This window comes from Paenibacillus sp. FSL K6-1318 (genome assembly GCF_037976905.1).
Taxonomy (GTDB): Bacteria; Bacillota; Bacilli; order Paenibacillales; family Paenibacillaceae; genus Paenibacillus; species Paenibacillus amylolyticus_A.
The window spans coordinates 5,917,548-5,938,470 of the sequence record NZ_CP150270.1 but is presented as its reverse complement, the minus strand read 5'-3'; the positions used below and the strand labels follow the sequence as shown (position 1 = coordinate 5,938,470).

Below are 20,923 nucleotides of genomic sequence, written 5' to 3'. Positions count from 1 at the left end.
AGTTCAGGCAATACAGACATAATGTATAGATATAGCAATACAGTGACAATGCAGGTGTACCGGATTAGGTACAGGTTTAGCTTGACGTGTTCAGATATTTAAGGATATAGGGATGAAATCCGGCGGATAGCCGGTTATGGGGAGGATCTACATGAAAACAGCAACAATACGAAGAGAAGACGTTGAACTTCTGGCACCCGCTGGTGACTGGGATTGTATGCGTTCGGCGGTAGCCAATGGCGCAGATGCAATTTTCTTCGGAGTCGAAAAGTTTAATGCACGGGCACGGGCGAACAATTTCCGCATGGACGAGCTGCCGGAGATTATGGCGTTTTTGCACAGTTATGGCGTAAAAGGTTTTTTGACCTTTAATATATTGATTTTTGAAAATGAATTGACGGATGCCAAAGAACTGATTGATGCATGTGTCGATGCTGGCGTGGACGCTGTAATTGTTCAGGACTTGGGTTTGGTGAAGATGATCCGCGAGATCTCGCCGGATTTCCCGATACATGGTTCAACACAGATGACGATTACGTCACCAGAAGCGGTTGAGTTTACGAAGCCGTTTGATATGGAACGTGTCGTTCTGGGACGGGAGAACAACCTGAAGCAGATCCAGAAGATTGGTGAGCAGGCGAAGCTTCCAATGGAAGTATTTGTTCATGGTGCGCTGTGTGTATCCTACTCGGGGCAGTGTCTGACTTCCGAAATGTGGGGAGGACGTTCGGCCAACCGTGGGGAGTGCGCACAAGCTTGTCGTCTTCCATACGACCTGATGGTGGATGGAGAGCACAAACCGATGGGTGATGTAGCCTATCTGTTGTCTCCGAAGGATCTGGCAGCGATTGATCTGATGCCGGAACTGATCGAAGCAGGAGTAACTTCTTTTAAAATTGAAGGACGTCTCAAAACGCCGGAATACGTAGCAAACGTAGTAAGCAAATATCGTAAAGCGATTGACCGTTATTTTGATGGAGATAACACGCCGCCAAGCAAGGAAGAAGTTCGCGAATTACAACAGAGCTTCTCCCGTGGATTTACGCATGGTTTCCTGAGCGGTACAAACAACAAAGAACTGGTGGATGGAACATTCCCGAAAAGCCGTGGTGTCTACCTCGGTCGTGTAGATCAAGTATTGCGCGATGGTGTGGTTCTGAAGCTGGATGCACCTGTGAAACGTGGAGACGGGATTGTATTTGACGCCGGAGATCCGACTCAGAAGGAAGAGGGCGGACGTGTATACGATGTGCGTCGCAAAGGCGTAAAACTCGAAGGCGAAGCCGAAGAGGGCTGGATCGTTGACGTTGTGCCAGGCCGCAGTGACGTTGATCTGCGTCGCGTGAAAGTTGGCGACAAAGTGTGGAAAACGAATGACCCGGCGTTGGACAAACGTCTGCGTCAAAGTTTCGAGACTGAGAAGCCGTACCGCGTATTCCCAGTGAAAGTAAAAGTTATCGGCAGCCCGGGGCAGCCGCTTAGCACGTGGTGGACAGATGTGCAGAAGGGCACGACCGTCCGTATTGATTCCGAGATGGAACTGGACATCGCACAGAAGCGTCCAATGACACATGAATTGCTCGAAGAGCAGTTCGGACGTCTGGGAGGCACCGTGTTCCAGTTGGAAGGAATGGACGTCAACCTTCACGGTGACGTCATCATCCCAATGCGCGAGTTGAATAACATTCGCCGTCAGGCGGTAGAACAACTCGCGGGCGAGCGTCCTAAACCGCCCGTCTACGTGAAGCGGGCGGTAGATGTGTACGGCGATTCGGTTAAACCAGCATCGCCAGTCGCTCGCGGTCAAGCAGAACTGACCGCGCTCTGTCGCAGCCTACCACAAGTGGAGGCAGCGATTGAAGCAGGAATCGGCATGATCTATGCCGACTTCGAGTTTATCAAGCAGTTCCCGGCAGCCGTGGAAGCTGTGCATGCCGCTGGTCGCAAGATCGCGTTGGCAACACCGCGTATTCATATGCCAGGGGAGAACGGATATCATAACAACATCCTGCGTCTGAAGCCGGATGCAGTATTGGTACGTAATACAGGAGCACTGTACTTCTACCTTCGTCACCGGATGGAAAACCCGGATGCGAAGCACCCGGAACTGATCGGTGACTTCTCATTGAACATCGCCAATCACAAAGCAGTAGAATTGTTCCTGGAAGCCGGATGTGACTGGATTACCCCATCCTATGACTTGAACATTCAACAAATGGTTGATTTGCTGGGCCACTCTCGTACAAGTCAGACCGAAGTGGTTATCCATCAGCATCTGCCGATGTTCCACACGGAGCACTGTGTGTACTGTACATTCATGAGTGAAGGAACGGACTTCACGAACTGTGGACGTCCTTGTGAGGAACAGCGTGCATCCCTGCAAGACCGGATCGGCATGTCTCACCCTGTACGTGTGGATGAAGGTTGCCGTAATACGGTATACAACGCAGTGGAGCAGTCAGGTGCCGAGTATCTGACCAACTTTATGGATCTGGGTGTATCCCGTTACCGTGTGGAGTTCCTGGAAGAGACACCGGATCAGGTACGCGAAGTCATTGATCTGTACAACCGTGCATTGCGCGGTGAGATCAGTGGTACACAAGTGTGGAAAACACTAAAAGCAACGAACCAACTGGGCGTTACACGTGGTCAATTGGTGAAATAAACGGATTGTGTGTTACATCAACATTTACAAGCAAGCATGAAGCAACCCCAAACTCTGCTTTAAGGAGCTCTTGGGGTTTTTTTACATCATGACACAGGAGGCGAAGAAGCGTGGCGCCATTCACAATCATGGATATCAAATTGCTGTGCGGGGTCACGGCATTCAAGCGTGGAGAAGATTATAACCAATCTGGCAGGGTGACCAATCTGGTGGTCAGTGAAGATCAGCTCCATTACGAGGCACAGGTACGTGGATCGGAGCGTTATCAGGTGACGGTGGATGTAGATGGATTGGGTGAGATTGTAGCAGGCTGCAGCTGTCCGGGTGATGGCAGGCATTATGACTATTGCAAACATGTGGCTGCTGTTCTGTTGGCTATTCACGAATGGGGTGAGCAGCAGGAGCGTAATGCCACGCGTGATTCTGGAAAGACATCTCATTCTTCTAGAGTCCAAGGACCTGGTTCCACCAGCTCAGGTTCCAAGTCCAGGGTAGGGACGCTGGTCGAAGAGAGCATGTGGGAGCGCCCTCAGTTTGCTTCACAACGAGAGCAACTGAATAATGCTCCAGAGCCTCCTCCGGCTCACTTTGCCCAGGAAGGTCGTCCAAGCTCAGCTTCGGGTTGGGGCCGATCAGCAGATAAACCTTCTTACCGTACGGCGGATCAGATTCTGTCCATGTTTGCCAAGGATCGGAGAACGCTGCACGGAAATGATCGTAAATACACCGCTCCTGTCAGCCGATCCTCCTTACGGGAAGAGTTGCAGATTCAGTTTATACTCAAGCTGATACAAGTTCACAAGGGTGGTGGGAAACTCGCTCTTGAATTGAAAGTGGGTAACAAACGTCTGTATGTGGTGCAGAAAGTGAAGCAATTCCTGAACTGCATTGAGAAGGGCGAGCCAATGTCATTTACCAAGTTGTTCCACTATGATCCACTGTTGCATGTTTTCACACCGCAGGATCAGGCGATTCTCTCGATGCTTATTCGAATGAGACAGAGCGAGGAGGCATATCGCCAATCTATTTCCGGTTATTTGGGAGCTTCAGATGGACGTGATATTTTAATTGCTCCGCTCGTATGGAAACCGCTGCTGGAATTACTACTCCAGGCTGACAGCCGGATGGAGGGTACAGGATTCGCCAATGGACCACTCACGCTCGGTGAGGGAGTACTGCCTTTGTTTTACCGGATTGCCCAAGGAACAAATGAGGGATATCAGCTTGAAATTTCCGGACTGCGTGAGCTGATTCTTCTTCCTGCCTATGATGCTGCCGTAGTGGAAGGACAGTTGCATATGTTGGAACCAATGCAGATGCGAAGTCTGGAGGATTTGAGTGGGGCGCTCACTTCATATGGGATCAAGGAAAGCATCGATATTTCGACCCAGCAGGTGGATGAGTTTGTTCAGCATGTCGTGCCAGAACTGCGTACGCTCGGACATCTGTCCATTGATTCACAGGTGCGTGAACAGATTGCGGAACCGGAACTTTCCCCGAAGCTGTACATCGACTTCTATCGTGAACGGATCACAGCGCGTCTGGAATTCGACTATGAGGTCATGGTTATTAATCCGCTTGCAGAGTATTTAATAGACGAAGAAGAAAAAAAGGTTATTTTGGTGCGTGACCGATACAAAGAGCGGAATCTGATTGAACGGCTTGATCGATCCTTTCTCGAAAGGGATGGTAGTGTCTGGGCTAGTGAACGGGAAGATGCCATCTATGATGTCATGTATCATCTGGTGCCTGAACTTGAGAAACGGGTAGACATCTACATGCCGAACGCCGTGAAGGCGATGGTGCAATCCTATCCAACACCGCCGAAAGTACGAGCAGATTTGGGAAGAGGATTGGACTGGCTGGAGATTTCATTCGAGATGGAAGGTGTGGACGAGGAGGAGCTTCAGGAACTCATGCGTCGCATTGTGGAAAAGAAACCATATTTCCGTCTCAAGAGCGGTGTGTTTCTCTCGCTTGAAAATGAAGGTGCAGACAGTTTCGCTCATATGGCCGATTCCCTCGGACTGGGAGCAGGTGACATCAAGAGCAGCCATATCCTGCTGCCAGCTGTCCGGGCGTTACAATTGCCAGGCAGGGATGAGGTTTCCGGTCATGTGAAGTGGGGAGGCTCCCTGAAACGTTTCCTCGATGATCTGCGAGATCCCGAGCGGATGGATTTTGCATTACCGGAAGCTCTCACTCCTATCCTGCGTGATTATCAGAACAGTGGATACCAGTGGCTGCGTACCCTCGCTTATTATCGTTTTGGCGGCATTCTGGCGGATGATATGGGACTTGGAAAAACATTGCAAAGCATCGCGTATATCACAGCGGTACTTCAGGAGAAGCCCGAGTACAATACGGACAATGCGGGCGTTGATAAATACCGGGAGAGTGGCTCATTATGGGGCGGTGAAACGTTGGCGACTTCCGACATCGATCCCGAAACGGGACTCCCATTGGATAAGGTGGCTTCAGAGAATACGGATGGTTTATGGTCCACGGTGCAGCAGGATGGACTGACGATCCGAACGAGGGTCATTCATCCTCCGGTACTGGTCGTTGCGCCTGCCTCGCTGACCTATAACTGGGCTAATGAGTTTACGCGGTTCGCCCCACATCTGAAAGTCCTGATCGCAGCCGGTCAGAAAGAAGAGCGAGCCAGCATGCTTTCAGGTATGGATGAGGCAGATGTGATTGTGACGTCGTATCCTCTGTTAAGGCGGGATCTGGACACCTATCTGGGCCGAACATTCCATACACTCATTCTGGATGAAGCTCAGGCGATTAAAAATGCTTCTTCCCAGACCGCGCAGGCAGTGAAACAAATTCAGGCTCCGCGTCGTTTTGCACTCACAGGAACGCCTGTAGAGAACTCACTGGATGAATTGTGGTCCATTTTTGAAGCTGTATTCCCCGGGCTGTTTCCAAGTTATAGAAGGTTCCGTGACCTACCTCCAGAACGGATTTCGCGGATGGTGCGTCCGTTTATTCTGCGCCGCCTGAAGAAGGATGTGCTGGAAGAATTGCCTGATCGAATTGAAACGGTACAGCGCTCAGAGCTTACGGTTGAACAGAAGAAACTGTACGCCGCATATCTTTCTCAACTTCAGGATGAAGCATCGAAGGACATGGAGGATAACGGATTCCAGAAGAATCGTATCAAAATTCTGGCTGGCATCACGCGTTTGCGTCAGTTGTGTTGTCATCCGGCCCTCTTTGTCGATGGGTATCAAGGCGATTCCGGGAAAATGGAACAGTTGCTCGAAACGGTCGAGGATTGTTTGGCTGCAGGCAAACGTATTCTTATCTTCTCCCAATTTGCGAGCATGTTGAACCTGATTCGTCAGACGCTCGCAGCACAGGGAAGAAATCTGTTCTACTTGGATGGTCAGACCCCTGCACAGAGCCGTGTTGAGATGTGCCGCAGATTTAATGAGGGCGAAGCTGAACTGTTCCTGATTTCACTGAAGGCTGGGGGAACAGGGCTAAACTTAACGGGTGCAGATACCGTTATATTATATGATCTATGGTGGAATCCTGCGGTGGAAGAACAAGCCATTGGCCGTGCCCATCGTATGGGACAGAAACAAGTGGTGCAAGTCATCCGCCTGGTTACCGAAGGTACGATCGAAGAGAAGATTTTGGAGCTCCAGCAGCAGAAGAAGGACTTAATTGCCGAAGTGATCGAACCGGGAGACGGGGGATCGACGACCTTATCCGAACAGGATATCCGCGAATTGCTAATGGTATAATGAAGTCCAAGCATCCAAGCACTCAGAATCATTAAATATATTAAAATATGTATCTAGCAAAAGGAGTGGGTTCGTATGCGTATTCGCAAAGCGATTATTCCAGCCGCAGGGCTGGGTACCCGGTTTCTGCCTGCCACCAAGGCGATGCCAAAAGAAATGTTACCCATCGTGGACAAGCCGACGATCCAGTACATTATTGAAGAAGCCGTAGCTTCTGGCATTGAAGATATCATTATTGTGACGGGTAAAGGGAAACGGGCCATTGAAGATCACTTCGACTATTCGTTTGAGCTGGAGCAGAATCTGGCGGACAAACAAAAATGGGACTTGCTTAACGAAGTACGCAAACCCTCCGAGATGGCAGATATCCATTATATCCGTCAAAAGGAACCGAAGGGACTTGGTCACGCCATCTGGTGCGCCCGCAAGTTTATAGGTAACGAACCTTTTGCCGTCCTGTTAGGGGATGACATTGTGGAAGCGGACCATCCCTGCCTGAAGCAGATGATCGATGTCTACGATGAACTGCAATCTCCGATTGTTGGTGTACAGCCTGTTGATTGGGGCGAGGTATCCCGCTACGGAATTGTGGACGGAGAATTGCTGACTCCTACCGATGAACGTGTCTTTCGCGCGCGCCGTTTAATTGAGAAACCGAAGACCGAGGATTCGCCCTCCAACCTGGCTATTATGGGACGTTATATTCTTACACCGGATATCTTTGAGATACTAGGTCAACAATCTGTTGGCGTAGGCGGAGAAATCCAACTCACAGATGCTTTGTCCCGGTTGAACGAACAACGGCAGATTCTCGCATATCACTTTGATGGGCTCCGTCATGATGTTGGTGAGAAGTTAGGTTTTATTGAGACATCGATTCATTACGCGTTGCAACGACCAGATCTGCGGAAAGATCTCTTAAAGTATTTGGAGCAGGTCGTAAAGAATCAATAACAGTTTTCCTTTTTCTCTTGAAGCCCAGCCGAAGCATGATATCGCGGCTGGGCTTTGGTTTATTTTATGGAAGATTAAATATAAGGGTTATACAGGCCAATGAACAAACACTTACCCGACACCTTACATATACATAGTCAATATGAAGAAATGATGTCAACAGCAAAACGGAGGGATGTCATGAAGGTAATTCCGCTGTTTATGGATGGCGCAGCCATTTTGGAACCCAAGGTTTATGGTGATCATCGTGGATATTTTATGGAGAGTTATAATGAACAGGTCCTGCATGAGAATGGGATACAACACGTCTTTATTCAGGACAATCAATCTTTGTCGGCTGAAGCTGGTGTTCTGCGTGGACTTCATTACCAACTTCATCCCAAGGCGCAGACTAAACTGGTGAGGGTTATATCTGGGGCTATATATGATGTAATTGTGGATGTGCGGAAATCTTCCCCAACCTTTGGACAATGGAAAAGTGTCATTCTAAGTGAGTACAACCAGCGGCAACTGCTTGTTCCTCAGGGGTTTGCTCATGGATTCTGCACCTTGGTATCTCATTCTCAGGTAACTTATAAAGTAGACGCCTATTATTCGCCTGAACATGACCGTGGAATTCTATGGAATGATCCTGCGCTCGCCATTGATTGGCCTGTGACGAAACCTATATTATCGGAGAAGGACCAGAAGCATCCTTTACTGAAAGATGCCGAACTGAACTTCGACTAATTAAACAGACTTTTCAGATACTTCTGTATCTGGAGGCAGAGGGAGAGAGACAGCATGAAACTACTGGTTACGGGTGGGGCCGGATTTATCGGCAGCAACTTTGTGCTATATATGCTTCGTGAACATCCGAGTTATGAAATTATCAATGTGGATGCATTAACGTATGCGGGGAATTTGGAGAATTTGCATACGGTAGAGGCGAATCCTCAATATACATTTATCAAAGCAGATATTGCAGATGTACAGGAGATGGAAGCTATTTTTGCCCAAGGCATCGATGTGGTTGTGAATTTCGCTGCCGAATCTCATGTAGATCGCAGTATCCTGTCACCCGATATCTTTGTCCGTACCAATGTGATGGGTACTCAGGTTCTGCTGGATGCGGCAAAGAAGTATCAAGTCACCAAGTTTGTTCAGGTATCGACGGATGAGGTGTATGGATCACTAGGTGCAACAGGTTTATTTACTGAAGATACACCTTTGATGCCTAACAGTCCTTACTCTGCCAGTAAAGCTGGTGGTGACCTGCTTGTAAGAGCCTATCATGAAACCTTTGGACTTCCTGTAAACATTACACGTTGCTCCAACAACTACGGACCTTTCCAATTCCCGGAGAAACTGATTCCGCTAATTATAGCCCGCGCACTGAATGATGAAGCCATCCCGGTATATGGCGACGGACTCAATATTCGTGACTGGCTTTATGTCGAGGATCACTGTAGCGCAATTGATCTCGTGATTCATCAAGGTCAATCCGGAGAGGTATACAACATTGGCGGAAATAACGAACGTACTAATATATATATTGTAGAGAGCGTATTGGAGCAATTGGGTAAGCCGGCGAGCTTGATTCAATATGTACAGGATCGGTTGGGACATGACCGGCGTTACGGTATAGATCCTACCAAGATACGTACAGAGCTCGGCTGGCAACCTGCACACAATTTTGAAACTGGGATCAGGGAGACGATTCAGTGGTATCTGAAACATCAAGATTGGTGGACGAGAATTCAATCAGGCGCGTATCAGGATTATTTCCAGCTTCAGTACGGTAAGCGGATGGGTGATTCGTCCCAATGAACTATAGAGTTATGGTGACTGGATCGGCGGGACAGCTGGGTTATGATGTGGTGAAGACCTTTCAAGCAGAGGGGCATCAAGTACTGGCCTGTGATAGAAATCAGATGGACATTACCGACCAACAGCAGTGCACAGACATGATTACGACGTTCCAGCCTCACATCATTATTCACTGTGCTGCCTACACGGCAGTCGATCAGGCTGAGGTAGATGAGGATACAGCATACGCTATCAATGCATCAGGTACTAGAAATATTGCGGTTGCCGCCGAGAGTGTGAAAGCAAAATTGGTATATATCAGTACCGATTATGTATTTGATGGGAGCGGGAGCACACCTTACCGAGAGTACGATGTAACGAATCCGCAGAGTGTGTATGGTAAGTCCAAGCTTGTAGGGGAACGGTTGGTTCAAAGTCTGTGCACGCAATGGTTTATCATTCGAACATCATGGGTTTTTGGCGTCTATGGCAGTAATTTTGTCAAAACCATGCTGGAACTTATGGAGAAACGTCCGCATCTGCAAGTTGTTCATGACCAACAAGGTTCGCCCACCTATACGGTGGATCTTGCCCGATTCATCCATATCCTTTCCGCGAGTGAAAAGTATGGCATCTATCATGCTTCCAACTCCGGAACTTGCACATGGTACGAGTTTGCACAGGCAATAAGCGATGAAGCGAATAAGCATGGTGGATTCAAGCCAACGGCTGAACTTACTCCATGTACAACCGAACAGTTCCCACGTCCAGCCCCTCGTCCTGCATACTCTGTCATGGATCATTTGGCGATTAGAACGAACGGTCTGGAACCTCTGAGACCCTGGCGTGAGGCGTTGATTGCATTTTTGAATGAGTTAAGTGTGCAAAAAACAGACTGAGCATATTAACCTACGTTATTGATCTCCCAAATCTATCCCACCATTTAACAGCCGCCTCCGGGCGGCTATTTTGTTTTGCACCTCCTCAATTCGGGTAGTTAGCTAACAAAAAGGTACTGAGGATGTGAATGTGATATGAAACGCATCGCCGCCGTTTTGACACTACTGATCGTTACCGTGGGTACACTCTTTTTCGCCTATGAAAGCCAGAGTGAAGAACAACGGGACGGATTTACCGCTTATAGATTAATCGCCCATGCCATGGGCAGCATTCGTGATCAACCATACACCAATGCCTATGAAGCGATGATTGCCAATTACGAGAAAGGCACACGTGTATTTGAGATCGACTTTATGCTGACATCGGATCGCAAAGCTGTAGCCAGACATGAGTGGACCGCTAATATGAGCAAAATGCTAGGACAAGACGAAGAGCTTCCTGAAGATAAACAGGCCGGGGCGCTGACTCATGATGAATTTATGAATACGCCTATTTTGGGTATGTATCAACCCATGGATGCCGATGGCATTATAGATGTACTGGCCGAGTATCCGGATATGTATATCGTAACCGATACCAAGGAACAGAAGGACGAGGATATTCAGCAGGTACTAAAGTCTCTGGTGGATGCAGCGGAAGAACATGACCCCTCTGTGCTGGACCGGGTGGTTGTACAGATCTATAACGAACCGATGCTCGAAACGGTGAAAGAAGTCTATGCATTCCCTTCCATTATCTATACGTTATATGCCACACAGGATACAGAAGCTCAGGTTGTTGATTTTGTGCAAAAGAATGATATTGATGCCGTAACCATGCCGGAATATAAAGTAAACCAGAATTTCGTTGCCAAGCTTAATAGTGCAGGCTCAGTCACCTACGTGCATACCATCAATGACACTGAACAGGTGGCTAACTATGAGAAATGGGGCGTGTACGGGGTATACTCTGACGTGCTGACGGAGCAGGAGTTGGATGAAATGAATACACGTTTTGCCTGGAAACCGTAAAAATACATGTTTTTCTGTTCCCCTTTTTATACGAACATTGACACTCACTGCCTGCTGACTTAGACTTAGTTTACAAGCTTTCTAGGATGCAGAAGAACCTCTGGAGGAATGTTCGTTGATAGACATGATTAAGCAGTGGAGACATGTATTTAAGCTTGACCCGGACCGGGAAATTACGGACGAAGAACTCGATCTGGTCTGCATGTCGGGGACCGATGCGATTATCGTTGGCGGATCTTCGGGAATTACCTATGATAACACGGTAGACCTGATGTCCCGTGTGCGTCGTTATGAGTTGCCATGTGTGCTTGAAGTATCTGATCTGGAAGCCGTTGTTCCTGGATTTGACGGATATTTGATCCCGATGGTATTGAATGCAACGGACAGCAAATGGATGATTGGGCACCACCAGCAAGCGATAGAGCGTTATGGTTATCTCATCCCGTGGGATCTGCTGATTGCCGAGGGTTATATCGTCCTGAATGCAAACTCCACGGTAGCTCGGTTGACTGGTGCAGATACGGAACTGACGACAGGAGCTGCGGTGGCATATGCCCAGGCTGCAGAGCGTCTGCTCAATCTGCCAATCGTATACATGGAGTATAGCGGAACGTTCGGAGATATGGAGCTTGTTGGTGAGACATATAGACAACTGGATCGGGCACACCTTATCTATGGCGGCGGAATTGATGATCCAGAGAAAGCAGCGCAAGCTGCCCAGGTGGCAGATACCGTCGTGGTAGGCAACATTGTGTACAGCAATTTGAATAAGGCACTTGAGACGGTGTTGGCCGTGAAAGGAACCATTTAATCGGTTTAGTTTACCAATCCCCCATTTTCCCCTTATGATCTGTTAAAATAGAACTTTGCCCTTGCTAATTAAACAAGTTATATGAGCGTAATGTCGTTTACACGTAAACGTAGAGAACAGAAATAAGCTGGATAAGCGGAGCGTTCCCTAAAAGCTTTTTGTAAGAAAGCTAAGCTGTAAGCATGTGCTTATTATCCTATATTGTTCTTTTACTAAGAAATTCGTATACAGGGACTATGTTTACACGGAAACGGAGAGTGCAGAAGCAATCTGAAGAAACGAAGTGTGCGCTCTTGTAATTTTCAACTACCCCTAAATATAAGCTAAACTAATTTTTACACGAGAACGAAGAGGACAGAAATAAGCTGGAGAAGCGGAGCGTTCGCCTTTATTACCGGATTTTCACCTTTGAAAAAGTAGATCGAAAAATCAGGGAATAACAGCGATCGGAAGATTATTCTGTCATCGGAGTGGCGAGTGTAACCTATAAATTTTTGCTTTATAGACCAACCAACGAAAGGAGCATGCATGCATGCAACCTGTAAATATACATGATGCCGTTGCACGGCTTAACACCCCCCAACGGCAAGCCGTCGAGGCGACGGATGGCCCGCTGCTGATTATGGCCGGAGCGGGCTCAGGCAAGACCCGGGTGCTGACACACCGGATTGCCTACCTTATTGCAACACGGAAGGCACCCCCGTGGGGCATTTTAGCGATTACCTTTACGAACAAAGCCGCCCGTGAGATGCAAGACCGGGTATCCCAACTGGTTGGTGGCTCCCAGGGCCGCGACATTTGGGTATCCACATTCCACTCCATGTGCGTGCGTATTCTGCGCCGTGATATTGAACGTATCGGCTTTACCTCCAATTTCAGTATTTTGGACTCATCGGACCAATTATCTGTAATTCGTAGCTGTATGAAAGACCAGAATATCGATACCAAGAAATTCGAGCCCAAAGCAGTTCAATCCATGATGAGCACGGCTAAGAATGAACTGATCAGTCCGGAGCAATATGAGAAGCAGGCTGGAGACTATTTCGAGGGTATTGTAGCGAAGATATATAAGATGTATCAGAAAAAGTTAAGAGCCAACAACTCACTTGATTTTGATGATCTTATTATGCAGACTATTCAACTGTTCAAGGAAGTACCGGAAGTCCTCGACTTTTACCAAAAGAAATTCCAGTACATTCACGTGGACGAGTATCAGGATACGAACCGTGCACAGTACATGCTGTGCCGCATGCTCGCTGACAGCCATCACCGCATCTGCGTTGTAGGGGATAGTGACCAATCGATCTATCGGTGGCGCGGGGCGGATATCAGCAATATCCTGAACTTTGAGAAAGATTACCCTGAAGCAAATACAATTTTACTGGAGCAGAACTATCGTTCTACGTCCAATATCCTGAATGCAGCGAATGAAGTGATCGGCCTGAATACAGGGCGCAAACCGAAGAAACTGTGGACGGACAAAGAGGGTGGTTCAAAGATCAAGGTGTACCGTGCGGATTCCGAACATGATGAGGGGTATTTTGTTACTTCCGAGATTAGTAAAAATGTGAAGAACGGCAAATCCTATCAGAACCATGCCATTTTGTACCGTACCAACGCCCAGTCCCGGGTTATAGAGGAAATTCTGATCAAGTCTGATATTCCGTATCAGATTGTCGGCGGCATAAAGTTCTATGATCGTAAAGAGATCAAGGACATCCTGGCGTATCTGCGCCTGTTATCCAACCCCGACGATGATATCAGTCTTACCCGGATCATTAATGTACCGAAGCGTAGCATCGGCGATACAACAGTAGCGAAGCTCGCTGCTGCGGCTGGAGAGCGTGGAATTTCCATTTTCCGTGTGCTACAGGTCGTGGATGATCTTGGTTTTGCTGGCCGTACACGAAATGCGCTGGTGGAGTTCTACGACATGATCGCTGCGTTGCATCAGATGGTAGAGTATCTGTCTGTAACTGAACTGACCGAGAAGATCCTTGAGATGAGCCAATATCGTCTAGAGATGCAAAATGAAAACACACTCGAATCTCGTGCACGGCTGGAAAACATTGAAGAGTTCCTGTCCGTAACGATGGAATTTGAGAAAAATAATGAAGACAAAACGCTCGTTTCATTCCTCACCGATCTTGCATTGATTGCTGACATCGACAGCATGAACGATGATGAAGAGGATCAGAGCGACGCGGTTACCCTGATGACCATGCACAGCGCCAAAGGTCTGGAGTTCCCGGTTGTCTTTATCGTAGGTATGGAGGAAGGGGTCTTCCCGCATAGCCGTGCCTTTATGGACAATGAAGAATTGGAAGAAGAACGCCGACTTGCTTATGTAGGGATCACCCGTGCGGAAGAGCAACTGTTCCTGTCCTGTGCCCAGATGCGTACCTTGTTTGGACGTACCACAGCGAACCCGCCTTCCCGCTTCCTGGATGAAATTCCGGATGAGCTCAAGGAAGACACCTCCATGGCTCGTGATCGTTACCGCCGCGGCAGTAGCGGAGGCGGCTCATATGGTGGACGTGGACTAGGTTCCAGTGGAGGAAGTAACTTCGGTGGTGGCACCAAGCTCTTCGATCACCAAAGCAAGAGCGGTTCATCTGCTACCTCCTCCACGCCAACTTCGCGTGTGACCACGAGTACGTCCCGCCCAGCATACTCTACGCCATCATCTGCTTCCAAGCCGGTAGCTTCTAATGGTGAAGCAGGGTTCAAGGCAGGAGACAAAGTGCAGCATGGTAAATGGGGGACAGGTACAATTGTTGCAGTTAAAGGGACAGGTAATGATACCGAACTGCAGATTGCCTTCCCGGCTCCGGTGGGTGTGAAACGTTTGCTTGCCGGCTTTGCCCCAATTACAAAAGTAGAATAAGAACGAAACCTCCTTTTGCACGATAACGGAGAGTACAGAAAGTTATTCTGTTATCAGAGTTCATGTGCAATAGGAGGGTTCGTTCTACATATATAGATCAAATTAACGGAGGGATGGCCCTGTATGGACCCGATGCACCGGATGGAGCAACTCGTTACCGAGCTGAATCAGCATAATTATCAGTACTACACGATGGATCAGCCGCAGATCAGCGACAAGGAGTATGACCTTCTGTACGATGAACTGGTTACGCTGGAACAGGAAAGCAACATGGTTCTGCCGGATTCTCCAACCCAGCGTGTTGGTGGCGAATTGCTCAAGGGGTTTACCCCTCATCGCCATTTATCCTCATTATGGAGTCTGGACAAAGCACAGAATATTGAGCAGCTGCGCAGCTGGAATACCCGTGTACTGAAACTGATTAATGACTATAACAGTAAAAATCCCGAAACGCCATTGCCGGAACCGGGTTATGTCATTGAGTTGAAGTTTGATGGATTGACGCTGAACCTGACGTATACCAACGGTGAGTTGGTACAAGCCTCTACTCGTGGTAACGGAACTGTAGGCGAAGGAATTTTGGCACAGGTGAGAACGATCCGATCCGTTCCGCTTAAAATTCCTTACACAAGTGGCACGATTGAAGTACAGGGTGAAGGCATCATGAATTTGTCTGTCCTGGACCGATACAATGAGACGGCGGCAGAGCCGCTCAAGAATGCGCGTAACGCAGCAGCAGGAGCGCTCCGAAACCTGAATCCGAAGGCGACGGCTGAGCGACGGCTGAATGCATATTTTTATAACGTAGGTTACTCGGATGACATTCAGTTTGCCAATCATCAGCAGATGATGGACTTCCTGCGTGAGAACCGCTTCAAAGTGAATCCATCCATCACGTACTTCCAAGAGTTTGATGATGTAATGGAGCAACTGGCTGCGATTCAAGAGAACCGGGGTCAACTGGACTATCTAATCGATGGAGCTGTTATCAAAATTACAGACATGCGCACCCGCGAGGTGCTGGGTTATACCGATAAGTTCCCTCGCTGGGCAGTGGCATATAAATTCGAGGCAGAAGAGACCACGACGGTTCTTAACGCTGTGGTATGGAATGTGGGTCGTACTGGCAAAGTAACTCCGCTGGCACGGGTAGAACCCGTTGAACTTGCCGGGGTAACGGTACAGAACTGTACTCTGAACAATGTCGGCGATATTGAGCGTAAAAATCTGAAGTTCGCTCTGGGCACACGGGTCTTTATCCGCCGCTCCAATGACGTCATTCCTGAGATTCTGGGTAAAGTGACAGAGGAGAGTGATGGCGAGGAGATCGTCTTCCCTGAACAGTGTCCTGCATGTGGGTTCCCGCTGGAGCAACGTGGAGCGCATCTGTTCTGTAACAACAGACTGGCATGCAAACCGCAAACGGTGGCACGTATTTCCCACTTTGCTTCCCGGGATGCCATGGACATTGAGACGTTCAGTGAGAAAACAGCGATTCAGCTGTATGATGAATTGAACGTACGTGAGCCTGCTGACCTGTATACGCTACAGTTTGATGATCTGGTGAAGCTGGAACGGTTTGGCGAAAAGAAAGCGAACAACCTTATCGCTGCGCTGGAGCTCAGTAAAGATAGAGACTTGGCTTCCTTCTTATACTCACTGGGTATTCCGAACACAGGTAAATCCACTACGCGCATGCTTGCCGATCATTACCGAGATCTGCACGCCATTATGAATGCAACCGTAGAAGAACTGGTTGAACTACCCGACGTCGGTGGTATCGTGGCAGAGAGTATCGTGACCTTCTTTGCAGATCCATTTACACAGGCTGCGATTGAGAAAATGCTCAACTTGGGCGTAAAAGCTCAGGCACCTGAGGCGCCAGCGGTTGCTGTTGTGGAAGATTCCTTCTTCAGTGGCAAAACCGTCGTACTGACCGGAACCCTGCACCAACTGACGCGGGAAGAGGCGACGCAAAGACTGGAAGCGCTCGGAGCGAAGGTGACAGGCAGTGTGTCGAAAAAGACAGATCTGGTGATTGCCGGAGAGAAGGCAGGTAGTAAGCTAACCAAAGCCCATGATCTTGGTATTCCTACGATTGAGGATGAGGACGAACTTGTACGTCTTTTGAATCCACAGAGTTAGAGGATAAATGAACAAAAGAGCTCATATAAGAAAGCCCCCGAAGACACGAATACGTGGTCGGGGGCTTTTGTTTTTTAGCTGAATGATTTTACAACAAATGAGCACTCACCAGTCTTAATTGATCATGATCCGCTTAAATTGTTAGGGATACGCTGAGATGCGCCTGTAAGCCAGGCATCCTTATCATATCCTCGCTCTTCCCAGTAACCAATGTGTTCGCTGTCGATGAGTTCAATACGATTCAACCACTTTACTGATTTATAGGCATACATCTGAGGGATGACGAGCCGTACTGGGCCGCCAAGATCAGCCGGGATAGGTTTACCATCATGCATGACAGCGACCATAATATCCTCCATTTGCGCTTGATCCATCGTAATGGCATCTGTATACACGCCGTCACCTGAATAAAACTTAACACTATGAGCTTCCGACTTTACTCCGGCTTGTTTCAAAAGCTGTGCAAGAGAAATACCTTCCCAGGTATTCTTATATACAGACCAGCCCGTTACACAGTGAAAATCACTAACCTGTACGGTACGCGCGAGCTTCACAAACTGTTCCCAGTTCCAAACCTGTGCCCGTTCAACCAGTCCGTCAATTCGGAAAGACCAGTTAGCATTGGAGAAGGACGGTATGGGTGTAACTGTATATACGCGGAAATGACCTTCAGCTCCGCCTCCAATGGGAGGTGAAGAGGCAGACAGCGGTTGTGGCAAAGGAACCATACGGTTAGGATCGTTCTCCAGCATACTATCAATACTGTTATCGATCTTTAGATTTCGTCCTACCCAGGATATAAATGTAGGTCCAAGAGTCACGGCGAGGCCAACGCCGACAGCAGAACGGATGAAAGCTCGTCGTGTATACACCGGTTGAGGTCGCTCGGCTTGATTGATCGGATCTTCCTTGGAGCTGTAGGCTTCGGAAGAAGAAGCGGCTGCTAGCGTACCCTTTTCGTCTGCTGTGGCATTTGTCTCAGCTGCATTTTGAGTTTGTAATGAAGGAGAAGTTGTTTTCACCGCGCGACGTGCAGGGTTCTTTAACCATTTGGTTCGAGTGATGGAGTGATAGATAATATAAGGTAAGCCCACCCAAGTCAGCAGGTCATGGATCAGCAGTGCCGCATTCGACCATCGTGGTCCGGCCAGCTTGAACTGCCATAGTACAATACCTGAAAGTAGCCACCCGACCAGCAGCGCAAGAACAATGATGGTGTTCACCTTTTGCCAAGGTCTGTTACGAAGCTGCTTCCAGTGCTTTCCGGCTAAAATCAAGTAATATAAAACAGGTGCCAGCATGGCTAGCCCAACGATGATATGTAGCCATTTTAACCATACACGTCCGATTCCAAGTATCTCTCGCCAAAAACCACCTACCAGCATAAGACCGGATATAGCAAGGATCACAACAATCCAGGCATTCCAGGCATGGATGGAAACCAGCTTCTTGCCGTAACCTTTACGCATGTTCTTCAACCATTGTTTCAAGTGCGATCACCCCATATAGGTTAGTAATGAGTTTATTCAGGACTTTGTTATGTAATAGCCAGCTGTAAATGGAGTGCGCCATCTGTGTATAGGTGCATGTGAGATGGTTAAACGTTTGTTCATGACTACTTATGAAAGTAGCAAACTTGACTGCTTATCCTTATCCCTATATCTATATACCTTATTATAGAGTTTTTGGATCACTTTCTTCAAACTAACAGTAGGGCAGGGGCGTTATCCCGATGGGGTGCTCTAGCTAGACCTCATCTAGATACTTCATTACTTATGGTTATAGAAGTGAGTAATTATAGAAATGATCTGTTTCTTTGACATGAAGTACACATTAATGGTGTCTTAGCTTTGTTCCAGATAATGTGTTCATGTGTTGAATATAGGTTGGATGCATGGTGCCACTGGTGAAAAAATTAAGATAGTCATAAGGTTAATTAAAAATGCTTGCTAAATAAATGACAACATGATATATTATTTCTTGTCGCCTCAAACGAATGATTGTCGAAATGATTTGAACGGTGACGAAAACAAAGTGTTGACAGTAAGTTAGTTAACATGTTATGATAAGATTCCTGTCCGGTTGACAAGCATAAACAAAAACGGACATACAAGTTCCTTGAAAACTGAACAAATGGATAGTAACTTTTGATTCACAATGAATCGTCAGATTCAAAATGAGCTTATCGCTCTTTTCAAATACTGAGATGTTTTTCATAGTGTTTAACCGCGCTACTGAAATTCATCTTTATTGGAGAGTTTGATCCTGGCTCAGGACGAACGCTGGCGGCATGCCTAATACATGCAAGTCGAGCGGAGTTGATAGGAAGCTTGCTTCCTTGATACTTAGCGGCGGACGGGTGAGTAACACGTAGGCAACCTGCCCTCAAGTTTGGGACAACTACCGGAAACGGTAGCTAATACCGAATAGTTGTTTTCTTCGCCTGAAGAGAACTGGAAAGACGGAGCAATCTGTCACTTGGGGATGGGCCTGCGGCGCATTAGCTAGTTGGTGAGGTAACGGCTCACCAAGGCGACGATGCGTAGCCGACCTGAGAGGGTGATCGGCCACACTGGGACTGAGACACGGCCCAGACTCCTACGGGAGGCAGCAGTAGGGAATCTTCCGCAATGGGCGAAAGCCTGACGGAGCAATGCCGCGTGAGTGATGAAGGTTTTCGGATCGTAAAGCTCTGTTGCCAGGGAAGAACGCTTGGGAGAGTAACTGCTCTCAAGGTGACGGTACCTGAGAAGAAAGCCCCGGCTAACTACGTGCCAGCAGCCGCGGTAATACGTAGGGGGCAAGCGTTGTCCGGAATTATTGGGCGTAAAGCGCGCGCAGGCGGTCATTTAAGTCTGGTGTTTAATCCCGGGGCTCAACCCCGGATCGCACTGGAAACTGGGTGACTTGAGTGCAGAAGAGGAGAGTGGAATTCCACGTGTAGCGGTGAAATGCGTAGATATGTGGAGGAACACCAGTGGCGAAGGCGACTCTCTGGGCTGTAACTGACGCTGAGGCGCGAAAGCGTGGGGAGCAAACAGGATTAGATACCCTGGTAGTCCACGCCGTAAACGATGAGTGCTAGGTGTTAGGGGTTTCGATACCCTTGGTGCCGAAGTTAACACATTAAGCACTCCGCCTGGGGAGTACGGTCGCAAGACTGAAACTCAAAGGAATTGACGGGGACCCGCACAAGCAGTGGAGTATGTGGTTTAATTCGAAGCAACGCGAAGAACCTTACCAGGTCTTGACATCCCTCTGATCGGTACAGAGATGTATCTTTCCTTCGGGACAGAGGAGACAGGTGGTGCATGGTTGTCGTCAGCTCGTGTCGTGAGATGTTGGGTTAAGTCCCGCAACGAGCGCAACCCTTATATTTAGTTGCCAGCACTTCGGGTGGGCACTCTAGATAGACTGCCGGTGACAAACCGGAGGAAGGTGGGGATGACGTCAAATCATCATGCCCCTTATGACCTGGGCTACACACGTACTACAATGGCCGGTACAACGGGCTGCGAAATCGCGAGATGGAGCCAATCCCAACAAAGCCGGTCTCAGTTCGGATTGCAGGCTGCAACTCGCCTGCATGAAGTCGGAATTGCTAGTAATCGCGGATCAGCATGCCGCGGTGAATACGTTCCCGGGTCTTGTACACACCGCCCGTCACACCACGAGAGTTTATAACACCCGAAGTCGGTGGGGTAACCGCAAGGAGCCAGCCGCCGAAGGTGGGATAGATGATTGGGGTGAAGTCGTAACAAGGTAGCCGTATCGGAAGGTGCGGCTGGATCACCTCCTTTCTATGGAGAATCGTTTCCTGCAACGGAAACATTCAAATAAGCAGGCTCTTAGAACCTGCAACAGCAATACCGTTACTTATCCATTTGTTCAGTTTTGATGGAATTTGAGGGGCCATAGCTCAGCTGGGAGAGCGCCTGCCTTGCAAGCAGGAGGTCAGCGGTTCGATCCCGCTTGGCTCCACCAAACAATTTCATCTATTTGGCT

At 48.3% G+C, this 20,923-nt stretch carries 11 protein-coding genes, 1 tRNA gene and 1 rRNA gene; 12 read left to right on the top strand and 1 reads right to left on the bottom strand.

Annotated features, from left to right (window positions below; all coding sequences use genetic code 11):
* Window positions 1-151: 151 nt before the first annotated feature.
* The 10 genes from NYE45_RS26620 (at window position 152) to ligA (ending at window position 16,918) form a co-directional block, all read left to right on the top strand.
* Window positions 152-2,665 carry a DUF3656 domain-containing protein gene (locus NYE45_RS26620; RefSeq protein ID WP_340014590.1) on the top strand — a complete coding sequence of 838 codons (2,514 nt, stop codon included), beginning with the start codon at window positions 152-154 and terminating at the stop codon, window positions 2,663-2,665.
* 110 nt (window positions 2,666-2,775) lie between these two features.
* Window positions 2,776-6,423 carry a DEAD/DEAH box helicase gene (locus NYE45_RS26615; RefSeq protein ID WP_340014589.1) on the top strand — a complete coding sequence of 1,216 codons (3,648 nt, stop codon included), beginning with the start codon at window positions 2,776-2,778 and terminating at the stop codon, window positions 6,421-6,423.
* 75 nt (window positions 6,424-6,498) lie between these two features.
* Window positions 6,499-7,377, top strand: a complete 879-nt coding sequence (galU, locus tag NYE45_RS26610; protein WP_340014588.1) for a UTP--glucose-1-phosphate uridylyltransferase GalU — start codon at window positions 6,499-6,501, stop codon at window positions 7,375-7,377.
* Window positions 7,378-7,557: 180 nt separating this feature from the next.
* Window positions 7,558-8,106: a dTDP-4-dehydrorhamnose 3,5-epimerase gene (gene rfbC / locus NYE45_RS26605; RefSeq protein ID WP_340014587.1), complete on the top strand. Its 549-nt coding sequence runs from the start codon at window positions 7,558-7,560 to the stop codon at window positions 8,104-8,106.
* A gap of 54 nt (window positions 8,107-8,160) precedes the next feature.
* Window positions 8,161-9,186 (top strand): dTDP-glucose 4,6-dehydratase, encoded by a 1,026-nt coding sequence (gene rfbB, locus NYE45_RS26600; protein WP_340014586.1) that lies wholly within the window; start codon window positions 8,161-8,163, stop codon window positions 9,184-9,186.
* A complete protein-coding gene (gene rfbD, locus NYE45_RS26595) occupies window positions 9,183-10,064 on the top strand; it encodes a dTDP-4-dehydrorhamnose reductase (protein WP_340014585.1) in 882 nt (293 codons plus the stop codon). The genes rfbB and rfbD overlap by 4 nt, the downstream gene beginning before the upstream one ends.
* Window positions 10,065-10,199: 135 nt before the next feature.
* A complete protein-coding gene (locus tag NYE45_RS26590) occupies window positions 10,200-11,075 on the top strand; it encodes a phosphatidylinositol-specific phospholipase C/glycerophosphodiester phosphodiesterase family protein (RefSeq protein WP_340014584.1) in 876 nt (291 codons plus the stop codon).
* 115 nt (window positions 11,076-11,190) lie between these two features.
* A complete protein-coding gene (locus NYE45_RS26585) occupies window positions 11,191-11,886 on the top strand; it encodes a heptaprenylglyceryl phosphate synthase (protein ID WP_340014583.1) in 696 nt (231 codons plus the stop codon).
* Window positions 11,887-12,418: 532 nt separating this feature from the next.
* Window positions 12,419-14,773 carry a DNA helicase PcrA gene (pcrA, locus tag NYE45_RS26580; protein WP_340014582.1) on the top strand — a complete coding sequence of 785 codons (2,355 nt, stop codon included), beginning with the start codon at window positions 12,419-12,421 and terminating at the stop codon, window positions 14,771-14,773.
* A 123-nt stretch (window positions 14,774-14,896) separates the two neighbouring features.
* On the top strand, window positions 14,897-16,918 hold the full coding sequence (gene ligA / locus NYE45_RS26575; RefSeq protein ID WP_340014581.1) for an NAD-dependent DNA ligase LigA: 2,022 nt from the start codon (window positions 14,897-14,899) through the stop codon (window positions 16,916-16,918).
* Between the two features lie 122 nt (window positions 16,919-17,040).
* Here ligA and NYE45_RS26570 read toward each other — a convergent pair whose 3' ends face one another.
* Window positions 17,041-18,408 (bottom strand): molybdopterin-dependent oxidoreductase, encoded by a 1,368-nt coding sequence (locus NYE45_RS26570; RefSeq protein ID WP_340014580.1) that lies wholly within the window; start codon window positions 18,406-18,408, stop codon window positions 17,041-17,043.
* A gap of 757 nt (window positions 18,409-19,165) precedes the next feature.
* Between NYE45_RS26570 and NYE45_RS26565 the strand changes: the two genes are divergently transcribed.
* Both NYE45_RS26565 and NYE45_RS26560 read left to right on the top strand, forming a co-directional pair.
* Window positions 19,166-20,718: ribosomal RNA gene (locus NYE45_RS26565) — 16S ribosomal RNA — on the top strand.
* A gap of 108 nt (window positions 20,719-20,826) precedes the next feature.
* Window positions 20,827-20,902 (top strand) — tRNA-Ala (locus NYE45_RS26560).
* Window positions 20,903-20,923: the final 21 nt, after the last annotated feature.

Coding starts and splice junctions, on each gene's coding strand:
- NYE45_RS26620 (WP_340014590.1), top strand. CDS start 152: ATGAAAACAGCAACAATACGAAGAGAAGACGTTGAACTTCTGGCACCC.
- galU (WP_340014588.1), top strand. CDS start 6,499: ATGCGTATTCGCAAAGCGATTATTCCAGCCGCAGGGCTGGGTACCCGG.
- rfbC (WP_340014587.1), top strand. CDS start 7,558: ATGAAGGTAATTCCGCTGTTTATGGATGGCGCAGCCATTTTGGAACCC.
- rfbB (WP_340014586.1), top strand. CDS start 8,161: ATGAAACTACTGGTTACGGGTGGGGCCGGATTTATCGGCAGCAACTTT.
- rfbD (WP_340014585.1), top strand. CDS start 9,183: ATGAACTATAGAGTTATGGTGACTGGATCGGCGGGACAGCTGGGTTAT.
- NYE45_RS26590 (WP_340014584.1), top strand. CDS start 10,200: ATGAAACGCATCGCCGCCGTTTTGACACTACTGATCGTTACCGTGGGT.
- pcrA (WP_340014582.1), top strand. CDS start 12,419: ATGCAACCTGTAAATATACATGATGCCGTTGCACGGCTTAACACCCCC.
- ligA (WP_340014581.1), top strand. CDS start 14,897: ATGGACCCGATGCACCGGATGGAGCAACTCGTTACCGAGCTGAATCAG.